This window comes from Actinomyces howellii, from assembly GCF_900637165.1.
Taxonomy (GTDB): Bacteria; Actinomycetota; Actinomycetes; order Actinomycetales; family Actinomycetaceae; genus Actinomyces; species Actinomyces howellii.
The window spans coordinates 46,793-67,249 of record NZ_LR134350.1; the positions used below are offsets into that span (position 1 = coordinate 46,793).

Below are 20,457 nucleotides of genomic sequence, written 5' to 3' on the forward strand. Positions count from 1 at the left end.
CGTGACGCACGACCGCGCCCGGCGGCGGCGTGGCAGTGGCGACGGCGCGCTCCCTGCGGCTAGCGTCGTGACCACCATGGCCAGATCCTCAACACCCGGACCCTCCGCCCGCGGCGCTGGACGCCAGGGCGCGCCCAGGACCCAGTCAATGCCCGCACAGTCCCGCCCGGCGGGGAGCCGCTACCGGCGCACCGGCTGGGCCTTCGTCATCCTCGCCCTGGCCGTGGTCACCGGCCTGCGCGAGTGGTTCGGCGTCTCCGGCGCCGCCGGCGGGGTCCTCCACCACATCGCCGCCGGGCCCGTCGGGGTGCTCGGACTCGTCGTCCCGCTGCTCCTGGGGGCGCTGGGCGTGGCGATGCTGCGGGTGCGCTCCATGGGGCGGGTCCACGCCCGGATCGCCGTGGGCGCCCTCGGGGTGCTCACGGGGGTCACCGGCATCATCCAGGTCACCTCCGGCAACCCCTCCCTGTCCTACGGGATCGCACCGCTGGAGGCCGCCGGCGGACTGCTGGGCTGGGTGGCCGGGTACCCGCTGGCCCTCCTGTTCGGCCCGGTGGCCGCCGTCCTCCTGTTCCTCCTGCTCATCGCCTTCTCCTCGCTCGTCGTCTCGGGCAGGACGGTGGCCGACATCCGCGAGCTCCTGGCCGAGCGCCGTGCCGGGGCCGACGACGGCCAGGACGGGCGGGGTGGTCAGGGGGACTCCCTGGCCACACGCACCCTGTCCCGGGTGCGCCGTGGCCTGGGCGGGAGGCAGGAGGACTCGGACGCCTCGGACACCTCGGTCCTGGAGGGCTACGACGGCGACGAGCCCTTCCGCTCCGCCCTGGAGACCGAGCGCAGGCCGCGCGGCAGCGGCCGGCGGCGGCGTACGACCCCCAAGCAGGAGACCTCGGTCGTGCCCGTCCAGGACGAGGCCTCGGCCCCCCTGGGAGACGACTTCTCGCAGACCTCCGTCCTGCCCGACCCCGTGCCCGGCGAGCCGGTCGGCGCCGGGCGGGACGACCCGCCCGCCCTGCGTCCGCGGCAGGGCGCCGGCCGCGCCCCGGCCTCGCGACCGGTGCCCCCCGCCGAGCCCGACGCGGTCACCGAGGAGACCCCCTCCCTCGACGAGCCGGACCTGGCCGACCAGATCGCCATGTCGGAGATGTCGGCCATGGCGCTGCCCGACGGCACGACCTACTCCCTGCCCGAGGACTCCCTCCTCGAGCCGGGGCCGGGGCACGCGACCCGCACGGAGGCCAACGACACGATCGTGTCGACCCTCCAGAGCGTCTTCGCCGACTTCAACGTCGAGGCCACGGTCACCGGCTACACGAGGGGCCCACAGGTCACCCGCTACGAGGTCCACCTCGGGCGAGGGGTCAACGTCTCGCGGGTCACCAGCCAGGAGAAGAACATCGCCTACGCGGTAGGCAGCGACGAGATCCGCCTCCTGACCCCCATCCCGGGCAAGAGCGCCATCGGCGTGGAGATCCCCAACGCCGACAGGGAGATGGTCAAGCTCGGTGACGTCCTGCGCTCCCAGGCCGCGAAGAAGCAGGCGCACCCGCTCGTCGTGGGACTGGGCAAGAACGTCGAGGGCGACTACGTCGTGACCAACCTCGCCAAGACCCCCCACATGCTCGTGGCCGGGCAGACGGGCTCGGGCAAGTCCTCCTTCGTCAACTCGATGATCACCTCGATCATGATGCGCGCGACTCCCGAGGACGTCCGCATGGTGCTCATCGACCCCAAGCGGGTCGAGCTGACGATCTACGAGGGCATCCCCCACCTCATCACCCCCATCATCACGAGCCCGAAGAAGGCGGCCGAGGCCCTGGAGTGGGTCGTGCGCGAGATGGACGCCCGCTACGACGACCTGGCCTCCTTCGGTTACAAGCACATCGACGACTTCAACGCCGCGGTGCGCGCGGGGGCGGTCGAGCCACTGCCCGGCTCCCAGCGGGTCATCGCCCCCTACCCCTACCTGCTCGTCGTCGTCGACGAGCTCGCCGACCTCATGATGACCGCGCCCAAGGACGTCGAGGCCTCGATCCAGCGCATCACCCAGCTGGCCCGCGCCGCAGGGATCCACCTCGTCCTGGCCACCCAGCGCCCCGTCGCCCAGGTGGTCACCGGTCTCATCAAGTCCAACGTGCCCTCCCGCCTGGCCTTCGCCACCGCCTCCCAGCTCGACTCGCGCGTCATCCTCGACCAGAACGGCGCCGAGACCCTGACCGGGCAGGGTGACGCCCTCTACCTGGGGCCCGGCGCCTCGACGCCCGTGCGCGTCCAGGGGTCCTGGGTGACCGAGACGGAGATCCGTGCGGTCGTCGCGCACGTCAAGGCACAGCTCACCCCGGAGTACCGCGAGGACGTCGTCGTCCCGGAGGTCAAGAAGCAGATCGACGAGGAGATCGGCGACGACATGGACCTGCTCCTGCAGGCCGCCGAGCTCATCATCACGAGCCAGTTCGGTTCGACCTCGATGCTTCAGCGCAAGCTGCGCGTCGGTTTCGCCAAGGCGGGGCGCCTCATGGACCTGCTCGAGTCGCGCGAGGTCGTCGGGCCCTCGGAGGGCTCCAAGGCCCGTGACGTGCTCGTCGCCCCCGAGCAGCTCGAGGAGACCCTGGCCTGGATCCGTGGGGAGGGCGCGGCCCCTGGCTCAGCCGATGAGGCCCCCGGTCCGCAGGCCGGCGACCAGGCGAACGACCCGCAGGCCGGTGCGGCCGCCACCTCCGTCCTGCCCGCCGACCGCTACGGCCAGGACCCGGTGGGCGCCTCGAGCGCGACGCCGGAGTCCGCGTCGTGGGAGGACGACTCCGCCGACCCCGACTCCGAGGACGCCTGGAGCCTGACGGGCCGCGGCGGCTCCTGGTAACCGGCCGGCAGCCGGTACCAGCCAGCACCCGACCAGCCGGTGCTCAGCGCCGGGGCAGGACCACCGGCGGGTCCCCCGTGGGCACCGGGGGCGCCTCGGAGTAGGTCTCCTGAGGAAGGGACGAGGTGACCGTCTCCCAGCGCAGGGCGATCTCCTCGGGGGACAGGGTCGTTCCCTCGGGCACCTCGCCGCGCGCCAGGGCCGCCAGGTCCAGGACCTTGTGCCCGCCGTCGAGGTCGACGGTGAAGGGGTGCCAGTGCAGGGCGTCGACACTGACGGCACGCGTGCCGTCGGGGGAGTCGGAGACCGTGACGTCCACCCACACGAAGGTGCCGATCCCGGCCATGACGGTGCCCTGCTCGGCTGACTGGTTGGAGATGAAGTTGCCCGCCGAGTAGGACACCCACATGCCGCGGCCCCCCGGGCCTCCCGGGAGGAGCTCATTGGGCTGGGGCACGTGCGGGTGGGCGCCGAAGAGCACGTCGACCTCCCCGGTGGCGGCGATATCGGCGGCGTACTGGCGCTGCTCGGCGGAGGGCTCGACGGAGTACTCCGGGCCGAGCTGGGAGTGCAGGACGACGAGGTCCGCCCCTGCGCTCCTGGCGGCCCGAGCCTGCTCGGCCACCCACGCCACGTCGTTGGTCGCCACCGCCCACCCGGTGTGGTCGACGAAGCCGTTAAGGCTGTAGGTCGTCGAGATCTGGGCGATCGTGACCGTCCGCCCCTGGCGGGTGAGCTCGTAGAGCTGGTAGGGCGTGGCCGCCTCCCGCTCGTCGCGGCTCGTGCCGGCGAAGCCCAGTCCGTTGGCCTCCAGGGTGTCGGCCGTCGTGAGGACCCCGTCAAGTCCTCGGTCCCAGGCGTGGTTGGAGGCCGTGGCGCACCCGTCCCAGCCGGTGGAGGCCAGTGCCGTGACGACTCCCGGGAGCGTGGCGAAGACCGGGTAGCCCGTGGCGACGCCGTCAGGGGCCACGGGGACCTCCATGCCGCACAGGGCCAGGTCCGCCCCGGAGAACCACGGCTGGGCCCCTGCGATGAGGGGGGCGATGTCCCCCTGCCCGCCGGCGGTGTCCTCCATGACGGGCATGTGCATGAGCACGTCACCGCCGTAACCGATGCTCAGGTGGATGTCAGCGGCCGGGCTCGGGGACGGCGACGGTGCCGTCGGTGCGGCCGACACCGGCGTCGCCAGGGGGGAGGGGGCCGCGCCCTGCTGCCGGGAGTAGGCCAGGGTCAGTGCGAGCGCCGTGGCGCACACGACCGCGACCGCTGCCGCCCACAGACCGATGACCCGTGTGCGCCGTGAGGGTGCGCGGTGCTGTGGCCCGCACCAGTGCCGAGCATGCATGCGGCCAGGTTAGAGGTGATCGTGCCGGCCGTCTCGTGTCTGCGGCGGACAGTTCTGCCCACCTCGCGCCGCCCGCCGGTGCGAGGGCTCTGTCAGCGACTCGCGCGCAGCCCGAGCCCGGCGAGGGCCTCGGGCGGGGCGGCCGCCCCGTCGGGGGAGGTCGGGGTGCCGTCAGGGGCCGGGCCGAGGTCGGCCAGCAGCTCGGCGAAGGTGGCCGAGCCCGGTCCGCCGCCCTCCTGGGCCCCGTGGGACATGAGCGCCGTGGAGACCATGAGCTTGATGCGGTTGAGCTGGTTGACCTCGCTGGCGCCCGGGTCGTAGTCCACCGCGACGATATTGGCCTGCGGGTAGCGACGGCGCATCTCCCGGAACATGCCCTTGCCGACGACGTGGTTGGGCAGGCAGGCGAAGGGCTGGCAGCACACGATGTTGGGCACCCCGTGCTCGATGAGCTCGATCATCTCGGCGGTGAGCAGCCACCCCTCACCGGCCTGGTTTCCCAGAGACACGACCTGGGAGGCCTTGTCGGCCATGACGTCGATGGGGGACTCGACGTCGAACTTCCCGCCGCAGGCCGCCAGCGCCGCCAGGGCGGGTGCCTGGACCTGCTCGATGAACCACACCGCCGCCTTCTTCGTGCGCACGCTGCGCGCCCCGACACCGAGGTTGTCGAGGTTCCACTGCGCGGTGACCATCCCGTTGAGCAGGAAGGCGGTCAGACCGGGGACGGCGGCCTCGCAGCCCTCGGCCTCGATGAGGTCGACGACGTGGTTGTTGGCGTCGGGCTGGAACTTCACGAGGATCTCGCCGACCACCCCGACCCGGGGGCGCCGAGGGGCGTCGGTCAGGGGCAGGGCGTCGAACTCGCTGACCATCTCGCGCACGAGCCGGCGGTAGCCGATCCGCCCGCCCCACGTGGCCGAGTGCCCTCCGTGCTCGAAGAACTCGCAGGTGATCGCGTTCCACCGCTCGTACAGCGCGGTGGCCAGGCCCTCCTGCGCCTCGTAGGGGCGCACCCGCAGCAGGCAGGTCTGGAGGGTGTCGCCGATGACGGCGCCCTGGATGAGGCGCAGAGCCATCGACGGGGAGACCCTGAAGCCGGGGTTGGACTCCAGCCCCTGAGGGGAGATCGCCACGACCGGCACCTGGGGGTAACCGGCCTCCCGCAGGCCCTTGCGCAGGAGCGCGGCGTAGTTGGTAGCGCGGCACATCCCACCGGTCTGGGTGATGCCCACCGCGCACCTGTCGGGGTCGTGGGAGCCGTCGGCGAACGCGCCGATGAGCTGTCCGATCACCATGATCGCGGGGAAGCACGCGTCGTTGTTGACGTGGCGCAGGCCGACCTCGAGGTCCTCACGCGAGGCGTGCTCAAGCAGCTCGACCCTGTAGCCCTGGCGGCGCATGAGAGGCACGAGCGGCCGGAAGTGGATCGGGGAGAACTGAGGCATGAGGATCGTGTGGGTCCGGCGCATCTCCTCGGTGAACACCGGTGCGGCGGGGTCGGGGTGAGGGACTGCCGGCTCGGCGCCGTCACCGGCCCCGAGGGCCGGGGCGCCGGCGGGCGGGACGGCGGTCGTGTCGATCTCGGCGCCCGCGCGCTGCCCGCGGGTGCGGCGCCGCTCCTGGGCCGCTGCGGCCAGGGAGCGCAGCCGGATCGTGGCGGCGCCCAGGTTGGAGACCTCGTCGATCTTCAAGGAGGTGTAGACCTCGTCGGCCCCCTCGAGGATCTCCTGGACCTGGTCGGTGGTCAGCGCGTCGACACCGCACCCGAAGGAGTTGAGCTGGACGAGCTCGAGGTCGGGGCGGGCGATGACGAGCTCCGCGGCCCGGTACAGCCGGGAGTGGTAGGCCCACTGGTCGCGCACGCGCAGCCGGGAGCCTCCCGGCCCCGGCTGCGCGACGGCCACGCTCGCCTCAGGTGAGGGCAGTCCCTCGGAGGTGACGTCGGACCAGTCGGCCGGCTCGACGCCCCCGGACCCCGAGGACCCGGCCAGAGCCCGGCGCACGAGCGCCACCGCGTGCCCCAGCGCCCCGCCGGACACGGCGCGCTCACCGGCACCGGGGTCGTCGTCCTGCGCCTCAGGCTCAGGCAGGATCGAGTCCTCCGAGAGCACCGCCATGCCCAGGGTGTTGATGACGTCGGGGATGCCGTGGTTGATCTCGGGGTCGACGTGGTAGGGCCGTCCCGCCAGGACGATGCCCTTGCGCCCGTTGGCCTCCATCCACTCCAGGGTGCGGCGGCCCTCAGCCCGCACGTCGGCCTTGAAGGCCGCGTCCTCCGCGAAGCCCGCGGCCACGGCGCGGCGCGCCTCGGGCAGCGTGACCCCCCAGTCGGCGAAGACCTCGACCAGCCGCCTGGCCAGCGTCGTGGGGTCGGCCAGGTTGAGGAAGGGGGCCAGGAGGCGGACCCCGTCGCCCTGCCCTCCAGCGGCCCGGTCACCGCCCTGCTGCGCACCTCGCCCGCTGGCGCCCGTCCTGTCCTGCCCGGCCCGGGCCGACCCGGCGGCCCGGGCCGGGTCGTCGGGGGCCCCGGCGGTGCGCAGGGCGGAGGTGTTGGCCCGGATCACCTCGGGATAGGTGGCCACGATCGGGCAGTTGAAGTGGTTGTCCGCCCCCGCGACGAGCTCACGCTCGTAGAAGACGCAGGGGAACCAGATCGTGCGCACCCCCTTGGCCACGAGCGACTCGACGTGGCCGTGAGCGAGCTTGGCCGGGTAGCACACGTTCTCCGAGGGGATGGCGTCCATCCCTGACTCGAACAGCTCGTGGCTGGAGCGCCCCGAGATGATGACCCTGAAGCCCAGCGACGTGAGCACGGTGAACCACAAGGGGTAGTTCTCGTACATGCCCAGCACGCGCGGCACCCCGATGTCCCCGCGCGGGGCGTCGGCCTCGCGCAGGCGTCGGTAGGAGAAGGTGCGCCGGTACTTGTACTCGTAGAGGTTGGGCACCTCGGACTTCGACGCCCGCCGCTCCTGGGCGGCGCCGCGCTCGCAGCGGTTCCCCGACACGTGGCGCTGGCCGTCGTTGAAGGTCGTGATCGTCAGGCGGCAGTGGTTCTGGCACAGCCGGCACGTGGTCGCCTCGGTGCTCAGGGAGAAGCGCGACAGCTCACCCAGGCCCATAAGGGCGGAGGGCTCGGCGTCGTAGGTGGCGTGGGCGGTCAGCGCGGCGCCCAGGGCACCCATGAGCCCGGCCGCGTCGGGACGCACGACCTCCCGGCCGGTGAGCAGCTCGAAGGCGCGCAGCACCGCGTCGTTGAGGAAGGTGCCCCCCTGGACGCTCACGCGCTCACCGAGCTGGTCGGCGTCCTTGAGCTTGATGACCTTGTACAGGGCGTTGCGCACGACCGAGTAGCTCAGCCCCGCGCTGATCTCACCGACCGTGGCCGCCTCGCGCTGGGCCTGCTTGACCGAGGAGTTCATGAACACCGTGCACCTGCTGCCCAGGTCCACGGGGTGCTCGGCCTCGAGCGCCGCGGCCGCGAAGTCCTCCACCGTCGTCCCCATCGTCTGGGCGAAGGTCTGCAGGAAGGAGCCGCATCCCGACGAGCACGCCTCGTTGACGCAGATGGAGTCGATGGCCCCGCCGCGGATGCGCAGGTACTTCATGTCCTGCCCGCCGATGTCGATGACCAAGGTCACCCCGGGGTTGAGGTGCTCGGCGGCCCGGTAGTGGGCCATCGTCTCGACGACGCCCTCGTCGATGTGGAGGGCGGCCTTGACGAGGGACTCCCCGTAGCCGGTCACGCAGGAGCGCACGATGCGCACCCCCTCCGGTGCCTCACGGTGGATGCGGCGCAGGATCTCCACCGCCGCGGTGACCGGGTCCCCCTCGTTGCCCGCGTAGTGCTCCCACACGATCCGGTCGGCCGAGTCCAGGACGACCGCCTTGATGGTCGTCGAGCCCGCGTCGATCCCCAGGAAGCAGTCGAAGTCCCCCTCAGGTGCCCCGGCCGCCCTCGCGTCGTCGTGCGGGTCCTCGTCCCGGGCGCCGATGGTCGGCCACGGGGCGCGGGCGACCGTGGCGCGGGCGTGACGCTCGGCGAAGGCCCGGCGCTCGGCCTCGTCAGCGAACAGGGGGCGCATCCGCGAGGTGCCCAGCTCCAGGGACCTGCGGGTGGCCAGCCTCGTGCCGAGCTCCTCCAGCGTCACGGTCTCGCCCGTGGCCAGGAGGGCCGCGCCGATCGCCACGTAGAGCTGGGCCTCGGGCGGGCACCTGAAGTCATCGACCTGGTCGGCCAGGTTGCGCTCGAAGGCCGCCCGCAGCTCGGGCAGGAAGTGCAGCGGGCCGCCGAGGAACATGACGTTCCCGCGGATCGGCCGCCCGCAGGCCAGGCCGGCGATCGTCTGGGTGACGACCGCCTGGAGGACGGAGGCCGCCAGGTCGGCGGGCTCTGCCCCCTGGTTGATGAGCGGCTGGAGGTCGGACTTGGCGAAGACGCCGCAGCGAGAGGCGATCGGGTACAGGCTCCGGTGGCGTGCCGCCAGGTCGTTGAGCCCGGCGACGTCGGTGTGGAGCAGCTGGGCCATCTGGTCGATGAAGGCCCCGGTCCCTCCGGCGCAGGTCCCGTTCATGCGCTGCTCTGGGGTGGGGTGGAGGTAGGTGATCTTGGCGTCCTCCCCGCCGAGCTCGATGATGACGTCGGTGGCGGGGTCGCGGCGACGCACCGTCTCGGTCTCGGCGATCACCTCCTGGACGAAGGGCAGGCCCATGAGCTGTGCCAGGGAGAGCCCCGCACTGCCGGTCACGGCGCCGCGCACGCGCACCCCGTCCAGCTCCCGGCGGGCCTCCTCCAGGAGACGGGTGACCTCGCCGCGCACGTCGGCGTGGTGGCGCCGGTACTCGGAGAACACGGGGAGGCCGGCGTCGTCGAGCACGACGAGCTTGACCGTCGTCGACCCGATGTCCAGACCCATCTGCATGACGTCGCCGCCGGGCTGCCCTCGGTGCCCTGGCTGGTCGGTCGGATGCCTCATGAGTCCCCCTTCCGCGCCCGGGCGAAGCACCGTGCACCAACGACGAGGAGCTGCGGCTCGGGGCGCGAGATCACGGTAACGACGAACGCAGCAGGGATTCAACGGTGTTGAATTCCGGTGCCGGGGGAGCGCTCCCCGCACCTCGTGACATCCCCGTGATCTCACGGCAAAACGACTGTCCTCGAAAGACCTCCTCCGGGACGGCCGCCTGAACGTTGTTGAATAACGTGCGACCTGTTGAGCGAAAAGTGCTCAGGGACCAAGGGACCATCGTGGCCGCGGCGGCGGGCATAGTCTCGAGGACGTGAGTGCGGGCACAGGCAAACCCGTCGCCCGGGACGGCGCGACGGGCCGGGGCGGCCCTCGCCGCTCGGCCCCCGACGGGACGAGCGCGACGAGGGAGTCGATCCTGCGGGTGGCCCGGGCCTCCTTCCTGTCCCAGGGCTTCGCCAGGACGACGATCCGCGGGGTGGCCCGGGAGGCGGGGGTCGACCCGGCCCTCGTGTGCTACTACTTCGGCTCCAAGGGGGACCTGTTCGCCGCGGCGATCAACCCCAACATGCGCGCCAGCACCCGGGACCGGATCGCCGAGATCTTCGAGGGCGACCTGCGCAGCGCGGGAGCACGCCTCGTGCACCTGGCGGTGACCACCTGGGACGGCTCCTCCCCGGACGTCCCCTTCGCGAGCCTCCTGCGCTGGGCCGCCACGGACGAGAACGCGACGGAGGCGGTCGAGCGCTACGTCTCGGAGGTCATCGTCGCCCCGTTGTCCGAGGCGCTGGTCCGGGTCGGGGCGAGCCGGGACGAGGCGCGCGAACGAGCCGTCCTGGCCGGCTCGCAGGTCATGGGCCTGGCCATGGTCCGCTACGTCTTCCGGCTCGAGCCGCTCGCCTCTGCCGGCGTCAAGCAGATCGTCGCGGTCACGGGACCGAGCGTGCAGCGCTTCATCACCGGCCCGCTGCCGCCCGCGGGCGAGCGAATGAGGTCGGGCTGAGCACCGTGCCGCCCGCCGAGCCCACGAGATCGCCGGGAGGGCACCCGCCGCCCGGGGGCGCATCATCTAGGCTGGGCACGATGAACGACTCTCCTCCCGGCTCTGCGCCCGGCGCGCCCGCGCAGGTCCCGCTGCTCAACGTCGCCAACGTCCTGACGGTCCTGCGGCTCGTGCTCGTGCCGGTGTTCATCTGGCTCATGGTGCTGCCCGGGGACCCTGCGCGCCTGGCGGCGACCGTCGTCTTCGTCGTCGCGGCGCTGACCGACCGGCTCGACGGGCAGCTCGCCCGCTCGCGCGGCCTGGTCACGGACTTCGGGAAGATCGTCGACCCGATCGCCGACAAGGCGCTGACCCTGTCGGCCTTCATCATGCTGTCGGCCGACGGGCGCCTGTGGTGGTGGGTGACCGTCGTCATCCTCGTGCGCGAGCTCGGGATCACGGTCATGCGCTTCTTCATGCTGCGCCGAGCGGTGATGGCGGCCTCCCGCGGGGGCAAGCTCAAGACCGTCCTGCAGATGACGGGGCTGATCGGGCTGCTCGCCCCCTGGACGATGCTCCTGCCCCGGGCGCTGGCGGGCGGGCTGACCGCCCTGGCCTACGCAGCCGTCGCGGCGGCGCTCGTCGTCACCGTCGTGACCGGCGTCGACTACGTCCGTCAGGCGCTGTCGATCTCCCGCACCGGCGCAGGTGGGGACGAGGCGCGATGAGCCCCGCAGCAGGTGAGGGGGCCGCCGAGGGCCGGAACGACCGTGACAACCGGGACGACCGGGACGACCGGGACCCGGCGCAGGGCCAGGACGCCCACAACGATGAGGCCGCCGTCGCGACGCAGGCCCAGGCGGCGCGCTTCCTGCTGTCGACCGCCCGGGAGCGGGGGCTGACGATCGCGGTGGCCGAGTCGCTGACCGGCGGCGAGGTCGCCTCGGCGCTCGTGAGCGTGCCGGGCGCCTCGGCGGTCGTCGTCGGTGCGGTCGTCGCCTACGCCACCCGGCTCAAGGCCGAGCTGCTGGGGGTCGACCCCGAGCGTCTCAAGGCGGTCGGTCCGGTCGACGCGGAGGTCGCCTCCCAGATGGCGCGCGGCGTCGCCGGCCTGCTCGGGGCCGACATCGGGCTGGCCACCACCGGGGTCGCCGGTCCCGGGGACAGCGAGGGGCACAAGGCCGGTACGGTGCATATCGCGGTGTGCTCCCCGTGGGGCACGATCGGTCGCGAGCTCCACCTGCCCGGCGACCGCGAGCAGGTCCGACAGGGCGCCACGGTCGCGGTGCTGGCGCTGGCCGTCGCCCTGCTCGACGCGGCCGCGGAGGGGCCGCCGGACGGCCCGGCCGGATCCTTGGGCTAGACTGACGACGCACTCAGCCTTCTCTCAGGATCGGCGTCCAGGATCAACCCACGCCGCGGCGGTGAGCGCCGCCGCGGGAATGAAACTCAGCAGTGAATGGTTGTGCCACACGATGAACAACGCGACTCACCCCCGCCCCACCCGCTCCTCCCGTCCGGCAGGCCGGGCGCCCATGCGTGCGGCCTCGGTCGCAGGGCCAGGTGCCGCAGTGGAGACGACCAGCAAGCAGGAGACCGTCCTCCTGCGCCGTGAGATCGGAGAGGTCCTGCGCTCGGTGCGTCAGCACCAGGGCCGGACCCTGCGCGAGGTCTCCAGCCAGGCCCGCGTGTCCCTGGGCTACCTCTCCGAGGTCGAGCGTGGCCAGAAGGAGGCCTCCTCCGAGCTGCTCGCCTCGATCTGCCAGGCGCTGGACGCGCCCCTGTCGGCCGTGCTGCGTGAGGTCTCCGACCGCATCGCCCTGACCGAGGGCGTCGTCGTCCCCGACACCGTCCCCGACGAGCTGATCCGTCAGCAGGGCGCCGCGCTGCGCTGAGGCGCGGCGGCACCCACCCGCAAGGCCCCGGTCCCGTCAGGGAACCGGGGCCTTCGTGTGCCACAGTTGCCCCATGAGGCACTCGGAGTTCTGGCACGCCGTCGACGAGGTCTTCGGTCCCGCCTACGGCAGGTCCCTGGCCCGGGACCTTGTCCTCCCCGGGCTGGGAGCGACCTGCGTCGAGGCCTTGGACGCGGGGACCGCGCCTCGCGAGGTCTGGCACGCCCTGTGCGACGAGACCCAGGTCGGTGACACGCAGCGCTGGGTCTACCGCCGGGACGCAGACGAGCGGCGCTGAGGCTCGGCCGCCTCGGCCGGGAGCTCCGGAGCGGTCGCCCGGCCGGGGCGCCGCGATGGACGCGAGGGACGCGAGATGAGGAGACACGCCGTCCCCCCGACTGTTCTTCGAACACCTGTTCGTCTACAGTGCTCCACAGACGACGCTCGCGCACCCCGCGCCCCCAGGGCTCGGCACGGTGCCGCGATACGTGTCAGTGGTCGGGCATAGCGTCGTCTGCGAGCCCCGGTGAGGGGACCTCGCTCCTGAGGACCAGCCATGCCCGCCGCGGCCGAGAGCCGCCCGAGAAACGAGGTAGACGATGCCCGCCGCCACCCAGACCCAGGACCGTTCCAAGGCCCTGGCCACCGCCCTCGCCCAGATCGACAAGTCCTTCGGCAAGGGCTCGGTCATGCGCCTGGGCGACGACACCCGCCCGCCCGTGGAGGTCATCCCCACCGGCTCGACCGCCCTCGACGTCGCCCTGGGCATCGGGGGGCTGCCCCGCGGCCGCGTCGTCGAGGTCTACGGTCCCGAGTCCTCCGGCAAGACCACCGTGGCCCTCCACGCCGTGGCCAACGCCCAGAAGGCGGGTGGCAACGCCGCCTTCATCGACGCCGAGCACGCCCTCGACCCGGTCTACGCCAAGGCCCTGGGCGTCGACATCGACAACCTCCTCGTCTCCCAGCCCGACACCGGGGAGCAGGCCCTCGAGATCGCGGACATGCTCATCCGCTCCGGAGGGCTGGACATCATCGTCATCGACTCCGTCGCCGCCCTCGTGCCCAAGGCCGAGATCGAGGGGGAGATGGGAGACTCCCACGTCGGGCTCCAGGCCCGTCTCATGAGCCAGGCCCTGCGCAAGATCACCGGCGCCCTGTCGGCCACCGGCACAACCGCCATCTTCATCAACCAGCTGCGCGAGAAGATCGGCGTGTTCTTCGGCAGCCCGGAGACGACCACGGGCGGCAAGGCCCTCAAGTTCTACGCCTCGGTGCGCATCGACGTGCGCCGCACCCAGACCCTCAAGGACGGTGACCAGCCCGTGGGCAACCGGACGCGGGCCAAGGTCGTCAAGAACAAGATGGCCCCGCCCTTCAAGCAGGCCGAGTTCGACATCCTCTACGGGCAGGGCATCTCCCGTGAGGGGGGCCTGCTCGACCTCGGCGTCGACAACGACGTCATCCGCAAGTCTGGTGCCTGGTACACCTACGGCTCGGACCAGCTCGGACAGGGCAAGGAGAACGCCCGCCAGTTCCTCAAGGACAACCCCGAGCTCGCCGACGAGATCGAGAACAAGATCCTCGCGGCCCTGGGCATCGGTGAGCCGGGGCGCAGGGCCAAGCAGGAGGCCCAGGCCGAGCAGGAGGCTGCCGCGGCCCGGGACAAGGCCGCAGCGGCGGCGCCGAAGACGGCCAAGACCGCTCAGGGCGCCGCTGACGCGGCCGCCTCCGGTGCCGTGAAGTCCGCACGGGGCCGTGCCAAGAAGACCGCCCCCGTCGAGGACATCTTCGGTGAGGACGCTGGCGGCTTCTGATGCCCTGGCTGACACCCGACTCCCATGCCGAGCAGGTCGAGGCAGCCCGCGAGATCGTGCTGCGCCGCCTCGACCGCTGCCCCGCGCCGCGGGCGGCCCTGGCCGGGCTCCTGGAGCGCCGGGAGGTCGACCCGCAGGTCGCTCAGGAGGTCCTCGACCGCCTCGAGGCGGTCGGCATCATCGACGACGCCTCCTACGCCGCCGCCCTCGCCCGCACCCGCTTCGCCCTCAAGGGCGCGGCGCGCAGGGCCATCGCCGAGGAGCTGCGGGCCAAGGGCGTGGGGGAGGAGCACATCGCCTCCGCCCTCGAGCAGGTCGATGGGGCGGGTGAGCAGGAGGCCGCCCTGGCCCTCGCGCGCCGCAGGCTCGCCGCGACGCGGGGGCTGGACCCCGAGGTCAGGAGGCGGAGGACCCTGGCCCACCTCGGACGCAAGGGCTACGACGCCGAGGTCTCCGCGCAGGCCCTGCGCCGGGCCCTGGCCGAGGAGCCGTGAGCCCCGCCGCAGCCCCCCGCCTCAGTCCTGGGGGAGCAGGTCCCGGTAGTCGAAGGCGTTGACGACGGTCGTGCCCTCCTCGGTGAGCACGGTGTCCACGATGCGGTCGGACAGGACCTCAACCGGATCGAGAGAGCCCAGCGGCCGTGGCGCGGACCGGTCGGCGGGCACGAGCCAGGCGCCCTCCTGGCCCTCCTCGGCGGTGGAGTAGAGCAGGAGGCTGCCGTCGGACAGGGCTCCCATGATGTCGGTGCCCGATGCGGGAGCCAGGGCCTCGAGGCACTCGACGGCGCCGCTGAGCAGGTCGACCCGCGCCAGGCCCACGTAGGCGTGGGTCGAGGAGATCGATGACATGTTGATCCGCTCCGTGCCCAGGTCGCACCCGCCGGTGTCGAGCTCGGTGGCCACGCCCTGCTGGTCCACGAGCCACAGCCGGTCCCCGTCAGCCACCGCCACCCGGGTCGCGCCGGCGGTGATGCGCGGATAGGTCGACAGCCCGGTGAGGACCTCGACGCCCCCCAGGTGGAGCGACGCCGTGGAGTCCGCTGTCTCGACGACGAACAGGGGGGACCCTGTCCACTGGGCGACCTCCGGGAGCCCGCCCTCGGAGTCGGTCAGCGCCGACCAGGGGCTCGTCACCATCGTCCGGTCCGCACTGAGGTAGGTCAGCCCCGCGCTGGAGTCCTGGGAGTCGGTGTGCATCGCCCCGATGAGCCCGCCGTCGGAGCGCGACGCGGTGGCCCGGAGGGTGAGCGCCTCCGCCCTGAGGTCCTGGTTGCCCTGCTCGCCGGTGGCCAGGTCGAACCAGGTCAGATCGCTGGCCATGATCCGGGTCGAGCGCAGGATGATCGCCGATCCTCCCGTGTCCGGGTCGGCGGCCGAGAACCACAGGGCCACGACACCCAGGCCCGGGTCCTGGCTCAGCTCGAGGGTGAGACCCGTCGTGTCGACCTCGACGGGCACCGTCGCCGTCCACGCCTGGGTCCCGTCCCACAGGACCCGGCGCACGACGAGGTCCGCACCCGGGGAGCGTCGCGGCTCGACGTAGGTGAGGCCCGCCTCGTCGAGGACGACGGCGTTCTCCTCGGCCTCGATGCTCATCGCCGCCCTCGTCAGGCCAGCCTCCGTGGCCCAGAGGCTGTTGGCCACAGGGGTCACGGTGCCATGCAGATCGCGCCGCGCGGCGGCCGAGGCGCTCGCCGAGTCCGAGGACGCGGCCGAGCCTGCCGAGCAGGCCGACAGGACGAGCGCGGCAGCCGCCCCGAGGACAAGGGCAGCACGACGTCGCGGGAAACGGGGCACGGTGGTCCTCCTGGGCGGGATAAGGGGAACGGCGCACCATGCGCTCGCACCCGGCATTCTAGGCACGCGCCGCCCCGTCCCGGGCGGGCGCAGCGAGGGGCCCGGCCCCGACCGAGGCGACGGCCCCCGCCGCAGGCCGGTAGGCTCCCGCCCGTGACCCAGGACCAGCACGAGAGCCACGCCCAGCACGAGACCGGGGGAGCGCCGACAGGCTCGGTGAGAGGTGACGAGGACGTCGACCTCACCGTGCTGGCGGCCCGCGCGGGCATCGCCGCCCAGCACGTCGTGCCCTACGGGAGACAGGTCGCCAAGATCGACCTGGCAGCCCTGGCCCCGGGGGCCGCGGCCGGTGAGGACCCGGCGCGCTACGTCGTCGTGACCGCGATGACGCCCACCGCCTTCGGGGAGGGCAAGACGACCGTGGCCATCGGACTGGCCCAGGGACTGGCGGCGCGCGGCGAGCGCTGCGCGCTCACGCTGCGCCAGTCGGCGATGGGCCCGACCTTCGGGATCAAGGGAGGAGCCGGGGGATCGGGGCTGGCGCGCGTCGTCCCCGCCGAGCGCATGAACCTCCACCTCACCGGCGACGTCCACGCCGTCACCGCCGCCCACAACCTGCTCAGCGCCGTCCTCGACAACCACCTCCACCACGGCAACGCCCTGGGCATCGACGAGCGCACCATCACCTGGCCCCGGGTCCTCGACGTCAACGACCGCGCCCTGCGGCACGTCGTCGTCGGGCTGGGGTCCCGCAGCGACGGGGTGACCAGGCAGGCGTCCTTCGACATCACCCCGGCCAGCGAGGTCATGGTCATCATGTCCCTGGCGACCTCCCTGGCCGACCTGCGTGCCCGCCTGGGCCGGATCGTCGTCGCCCGGGACGTCGAGGGCAGGTGGGTGAGCGCCGAGGACCTCGGGGCGGCCGGCGCGATGACCGCCGTCCTGCGCGACGCGCTCGAGCCCAACCTCCTGCGCACCGCCGAGGGCACGCCCGTCCTCGTGCACACCGGCCCCTTCGGCAACATCGCCACCGGGTGCTCGTCGGTCATCGCCGACCGTGTCGCCGCCCGAGGCCTGGCCGGCACCGAGACGCTCCCGGCGGGGTACGTGCTCACAGAGGCCGGATTCGGCGCCGACATGGGCCTGGAGCGCTTCTTCGACATCAAGTGCGCGGTCTCGGGGATGCGCCCCCGTGCCGCCGTCCTCGTCGTGACCGTGCGGGCGCTCAAGGCCCACAGCGGGCGCTACCGCGTCGTGGGAGGCAAGGACCTGCCCGCCCAGATGCTCGAGGAGAACCTCGAGGACGTGCGCGCCGGTGCGGCCAACATGCTCAAGCACCTGGCTATCGTCCGAGGATTCGGGATGGAGCCGGTCGTGGCCGTCAACGTCTTCCCCACCGACCACCCCTCGGAGGTCGCCGAGGTGGCCCGCATCGCCCGCGGGGCGGGCGCGCGCGTCGCGCCCGTGCGGCCCGTGACCGAGGGGGGCCGGGGATGCGTCGAGCTCGCCGACGCCGTCATCGAGGCCTGCGAGCAGGAGGAGCCCGGTGGGGCCGGTGCCGGGCGCCTGTACGCGGCTGAGGACGACCTGCGCACGAAGATCGCCAAGGTCGCTGCGATGTACGGGGCGCAGGGTGTCGACTACTCGCCGTCCGCGGCCCGGTTCCTCGAGGACTGTGAGCGAGACGGGTTCGGCCACCTCGCGGTCGTCGTGGCCAAGACGCCCCTGTCCCTGTCCCACGACCCGGCCCTGACCGGCGCCCCGACCGGGTGGCGGCTGCCCGTGCGCGAGGTCCGTCTGGCCGCCGGCGCGGGCTACGTCTACGCCGTCTGCGGGTCGGTGTCGACCATGCCCGGGCTGCCGAGCCACCCCGCGGCCGAGCGGATCGACGTCGACCCCTCCACCGGCGAGATCATCGGGCTGCGCTGAGCCCGTGTGACACGAACCATGGCCTGGGTCCTACGTCCCAGACCTGTGGAAGGTGAGGTCACCCTTAGATTGTGCGCATGAGACCTCTGCCTGCCATCGCCCTGCCGACCGCCGGAGTGCTGGCCGTCGGGACAGCACTGCTCCTGGCCTCCAGGGGCGCTCGCCGCGAGGTGCCCCAGGTGGGCGCCGGCACCGGCCGCAGCCGCCCGCCGCGCGTCATCATCGCCGGAGGCGGCTACGTCGGCTTCTGCACGGCACGGGCGCTGCGCGCCCGCCTCGACACCGACCAGGTCGAGGTCGCCGTCGTCGACCCTCGGCCCTACATGACCTACCAGCCCTTCCTGCCCGAGGTGGCCGCAGGATCCATCCAGCCCCGCCACGTCATCGCCGCCCACCGGCGCTCACTGGAGGGCGTGACCATCCTGACCGGCTCCATCACGGCCATCGACCACGCCCGGCGCACGGTCACCGTCGCACCGCCGGTGCCCGAGTCCACGCGCGAGGCGGCCGAGCCCTACGACCTCACCTACGACCACCTCGTCCTGGCCCTGGGCGCCGAGGCGCGCACCCTGCCGATCCCCGGCCTGGCCGAGCAGGCCATGGGCTTCAAGCAGGTCGAGGAGGCCCTGGCGCTGCACAACCGCGTGCTGTCCCGCATCGAGGACGCCGCCTCGACCTGGGACGCCGAGCTGCGCAGGCGGCTGCTCACATTCGTGTTCGTGGGAGGCGGCTTCGCCGGGGTCGAGGCCATCGCCGAGCTCGAGGATATGGCACGCGCGGCCGTGGCCCCCATCCCCAGCATCGAGCAGGACGACCTGCGCTTCATCCTGGTCGAGGGCTCACGACGCATCCTGCCCGAGCTGACCGAGGAGCTGTCCGGCTACGGCCTGGAGCAGCTGCGTGAGCGCGGCATCGACGTGCGCCTCAACACCTTCCTCACCTCCTGCGTCGACGGCCACGTCGTGCTGTCCGACTCCAGCGAGTTCGACGCCGACACGATCGTGTGGACCGCAGGTGTCAAGGCGGCCCCCGTCCTGGCCGAGTCGGACCTACCCGTCGACCCGCGAGGGCGCGTCACGACCCTGCCCACGCTCCAGGTCGACCGCGACGGCGTCGTCGTCGAGGGCGCCTGGGCCGCCGGGGACTGCGCCGCCGTCCCGGACCTGACCAGCCCCGACCCCGGCGCCACCTGCGCGCCCACCGCCCAGCACGCCGTGCGCCAGGCCCGGGTCCTGGCCGACAACCTCGTGACCGTCCTGACCGACGGCCAGGCGGGGGAGGGGCTGCGCTCCTACGAGCACGAGAACCTGGGGACCGTCGCCTCCCTGGGCATCGGCAAGGGAGTGGCACGGATCATGGGGCACAACCTGCGCGGCTTCGCGGCGTGGACCGCCCACCGCGGCTACCACGTCTACGCGATGCCCACGGTCAACCGCAAGGTGAGGATCATGATGGACTGGTTCGCCGCCGTCGTCTTCCGCCGGGACCTGGCCTCCTTCGGCTCCGTCGCCCAGCCGGGGGCCGCCTTCGCACGGGCCGCGCAGAACGACGCCCGCATCGCCTCGCGCCGTCGGACCCCCTGAGCCCTTAGACGGCCAGGGCCCTGAGGTTGGGACACCTGCCTCAGGGCCCGTCAGGGTCAGTCAGTGCCCGTCAGGGCCCGTCAGTGCCCGTCAGGGCCCGTCAGTGCCAGTCCACCGTCTCGGTCCACCTCTTGACCGCCAGGGCGGCCGCGCCTCGCGCCCACTCATCGAACTCGAAGGGGCGCAGCACGATCGGGGCGGGGCTGGCCGCCCAGTGCCGCAGCCGGGCCACCTCCTCGTCGAAGGCGTCGCGGTGGGCCGCGATGACCCCCACCCCCTCCCCGGAGACGACGGTCAGCTCGGGCTCGAGGAAGGCGATGAGGGTGCCCACGAGCACCCCGGTCGCCCCGGCTGCCCGCCGCAGGACGTCCCTGACCTCCGGCAGGTCGCGCAGCCCCGGACCAAGCGCCTCGGCGAGCCCGACCTCGCGGCCCAGGCGCTGGGTGAGGGCGGCGCGGATCCCCGAGGTCGAGGCCACGGCCCTCGCGCAGCCGGCGTGCCCGACCTCGCAGGCCGGTCCGCCCTCGGCGACGGGCAGGTGCCCCACGCTCCCCGCGGCACCACGGGCCCCGGGGACGACCTCCCCGCCGACGACGATCCCACAGCCGATGCCCGCGCCCACGGTGACCAGCGCGAAGGGGTCCTTGTCCCGCCCCGCCCCGAACAGGGCCTCGGCGTAGGCGAAGGCACGCACGTCGTTGGCGACCGTGCACGGGGCGCCGGTGGCCGCCGAGACCAGGTCGGCCAGGGCCACCTCCCGCCAGCCCAGGAAGGTGGCCACCTTGACGAGGCGGTGGTCGACGACGGCCCCGCCCAGGGAGATCCCGATCCCGTCGACCGCACGGCCGGCCCGGCGTGACAAGCGCGCCATGACCGTGGCGATGAGGGCGACGACCGCCTCGGCCTCGGTGCACTCAAGGGGCGGGTCCTCCTGGGCGAGCACCGTGCCCAACGGATCGGTGAGGACGGCGTAGAGACGGTTCTCGGTGAGCTTGACGCCCAGGAAGGCGGCGCTGCCCTCGACGACCGCGAGCCTGCGCGTGGGCCGTCCGGGACCGGAGCGCTCCCGGGGCGGGCGCTCGGCCACGGCCCCTGACCGCAGCAGCGGCCGCACGACCCGGGTGACCGTCGGCGGGGACATGCCCAGCCTCCGGCCCAGCTCGGCCCGACTCAGCGGCCCGGCGGCCACGAGCGCGACGAGCACCTGGGAGCCCGGGCTCCGTCTGCTGCCCGACACCGGCACCCACCCCTTTCGCGCTCGTCCTGCGGTGCCGGCGCGTCAC

14 protein-coding genes are annotated in these 20,457 nt (G+C 72.9%); 10 read left to right on the forward strand and 4 right to left on the reverse strand.

The genetic code is table 11. The features are described 5' to 3' along the window. Positions 1–76: 76 nt before the first annotated feature. Positions 77–2,860, forward strand: a complete 2,784-nt coding sequence (locus tag EL245_RS00250) for a DNA translocase FtsK (RefSeq protein ID WP_126381042.1) — start codon at positions 77–79, stop codon at positions 2,858–2,860. Positions 2,861–2,903: 43 nt separating this feature from the next. On the opposite strand, the gene EL245_RS00255 is transcribed toward EL245_RS00250, so the two are convergent. Further along, the gene (locus tag EL245_RS00255) at positions 2,904–4,205 is read right to left on the reverse strand and encodes a CapA family protein (RefSeq protein ID WP_126381044.1); all 1,302 of its coding nucleotides are present in this window, start codon (positions 4,203–4,205) and stop codon (positions 2,904–2,906) included. Between the two features lie 92 nt (positions 4,206–4,297). Then, positions 4,298–9,184 carry an acyl-CoA dehydratase activase-related protein gene (locus EL245_RS00260; protein WP_232009798.1) on the reverse strand — a complete coding sequence of 1,629 codons (4,887 nt, stop codon included), beginning with the start codon at positions 9,182–9,184 and terminating at the stop codon, positions 4,298–4,300. 304 nt (positions 9,185–9,488) lie between these two features. On the opposite strand from EL245_RS00260, the gene EL245_RS00265 reads away from it, so the two are divergent. The 7 genes from EL245_RS00265 (at position 9,489) to EL245_RS00295 (ending at position 14,360) form a co-directional block, all read left to right on the forward strand. Next, the gene (locus EL245_RS00265; protein WP_161512701.1) at positions 9,489–10,178 is read left to right on the forward strand and encodes a TetR/AcrR family transcriptional regulator; all 690 of its coding nucleotides are present in this window, start codon (positions 9,489–9,491) and stop codon (positions 10,176–10,178) included. Positions 10,179–10,258: 80 nt separating this feature from the next. Continuing rightward, on the forward strand, positions 10,259–10,885 hold the full coding sequence (gene pgsA, locus EL245_RS00270) for a CDP-diacylglycerol--glycerol-3-phosphate 3-phosphatidyltransferase (RefSeq protein ID WP_126381046.1): 627 nt from the start codon (positions 10,259–10,261) through the stop codon (positions 10,883–10,885). After that, positions 10,882–11,520 (forward strand): CinA family protein, encoded by a 639-nt coding sequence (locus EL245_RS00275; protein WP_126381048.1) that lies wholly within the window; start codon positions 10,882–10,884, stop codon positions 11,518–11,520. The genes pgsA and EL245_RS00275 overlap by 4 nt, the downstream gene beginning before the upstream one ends. A gap of 112 nt (positions 11,521–11,632) precedes the next feature. Then, positions 11,633–12,052, forward strand: coding sequence for a helix-turn-helix domain-containing protein (locus EL245_RS00280; RefSeq protein WP_331852812.1), 420 nt, complete (start codon positions 11,633–11,635; stop codon positions 12,050–12,052). 73 nt (positions 12,053–12,125) lie between these two features. Beyond that, positions 12,126–12,350 (forward strand): DUF3046 domain-containing protein, encoded by a 225-nt coding sequence (locus EL245_RS00285; RefSeq protein WP_126381050.1) that lies wholly within the window; start codon positions 12,126–12,128, stop codon positions 12,348–12,350. 301 nt (positions 12,351–12,651) lie between these two features. Further along, positions 12,652–13,866, forward strand: coding sequence for a recombinase RecA (recA, locus tag EL245_RS00290; protein WP_126381052.1), 1,215 nt, complete (start codon positions 12,652–12,654; stop codon positions 13,864–13,866). Further along, positions 13,866–14,360, forward strand: coding sequence for a regulatory protein RecX (locus EL245_RS00295; protein WP_126381054.1), 495 nt, complete (start codon positions 13,866–13,868; stop codon positions 14,358–14,360). Before recA ends, EL245_RS00295 begins: the two co-directional genes overlap by 1 nt. A 21-nt stretch (positions 14,361–14,381) precedes the next feature. Here EL245_RS00295 and EL245_RS00300 read toward each other — a convergent pair whose 3' ends face one another. Further along, positions 14,382–15,662, reverse strand: a complete 1,281-nt coding sequence (locus tag EL245_RS00300) for a hypothetical protein (protein WP_232009799.1) — start codon at positions 15,660–15,662, stop codon at positions 14,382–14,384. Between the two features lie 216 nt (positions 15,663–15,878). Between EL245_RS00300 and EL245_RS00305 the strand changes: the two genes are divergently transcribed. Continuing rightward, positions 15,879–17,591 (forward strand): formate--tetrahydrofolate ligase, encoded by a 1,713-nt coding sequence (locus tag EL245_RS00305; RefSeq protein WP_232009969.1) that lies wholly within the window; start codon positions 15,879–15,881, stop codon positions 17,589–17,591. A gap of 77 nt (positions 17,592–17,668) precedes the next feature. After that, positions 17,669–19,174 (forward strand): NAD(P)/FAD-dependent oxidoreductase, encoded by a 1,506-nt coding sequence (locus EL245_RS00310; protein ID WP_126381059.1) that lies wholly within the window; start codon positions 17,669–17,671, stop codon positions 19,172–19,174. Positions 19,175–19,274: 100 nt separating this feature from the next. Here the strand turns inward: EL245_RS00310 and EL245_RS00315 are convergent, their stop codons facing one another. After that, the gene (locus EL245_RS00315) at positions 19,275–20,411 is read right to left on the reverse strand and encodes an ROK family transcriptional regulator (RefSeq protein WP_126381061.1); all 1,137 of its coding nucleotides are present in this window, start codon (positions 20,409–20,411) and stop codon (positions 19,275–19,277) included. Between the last annotated feature and the right edge of the window lie 46 nt (positions 20,412–20,457).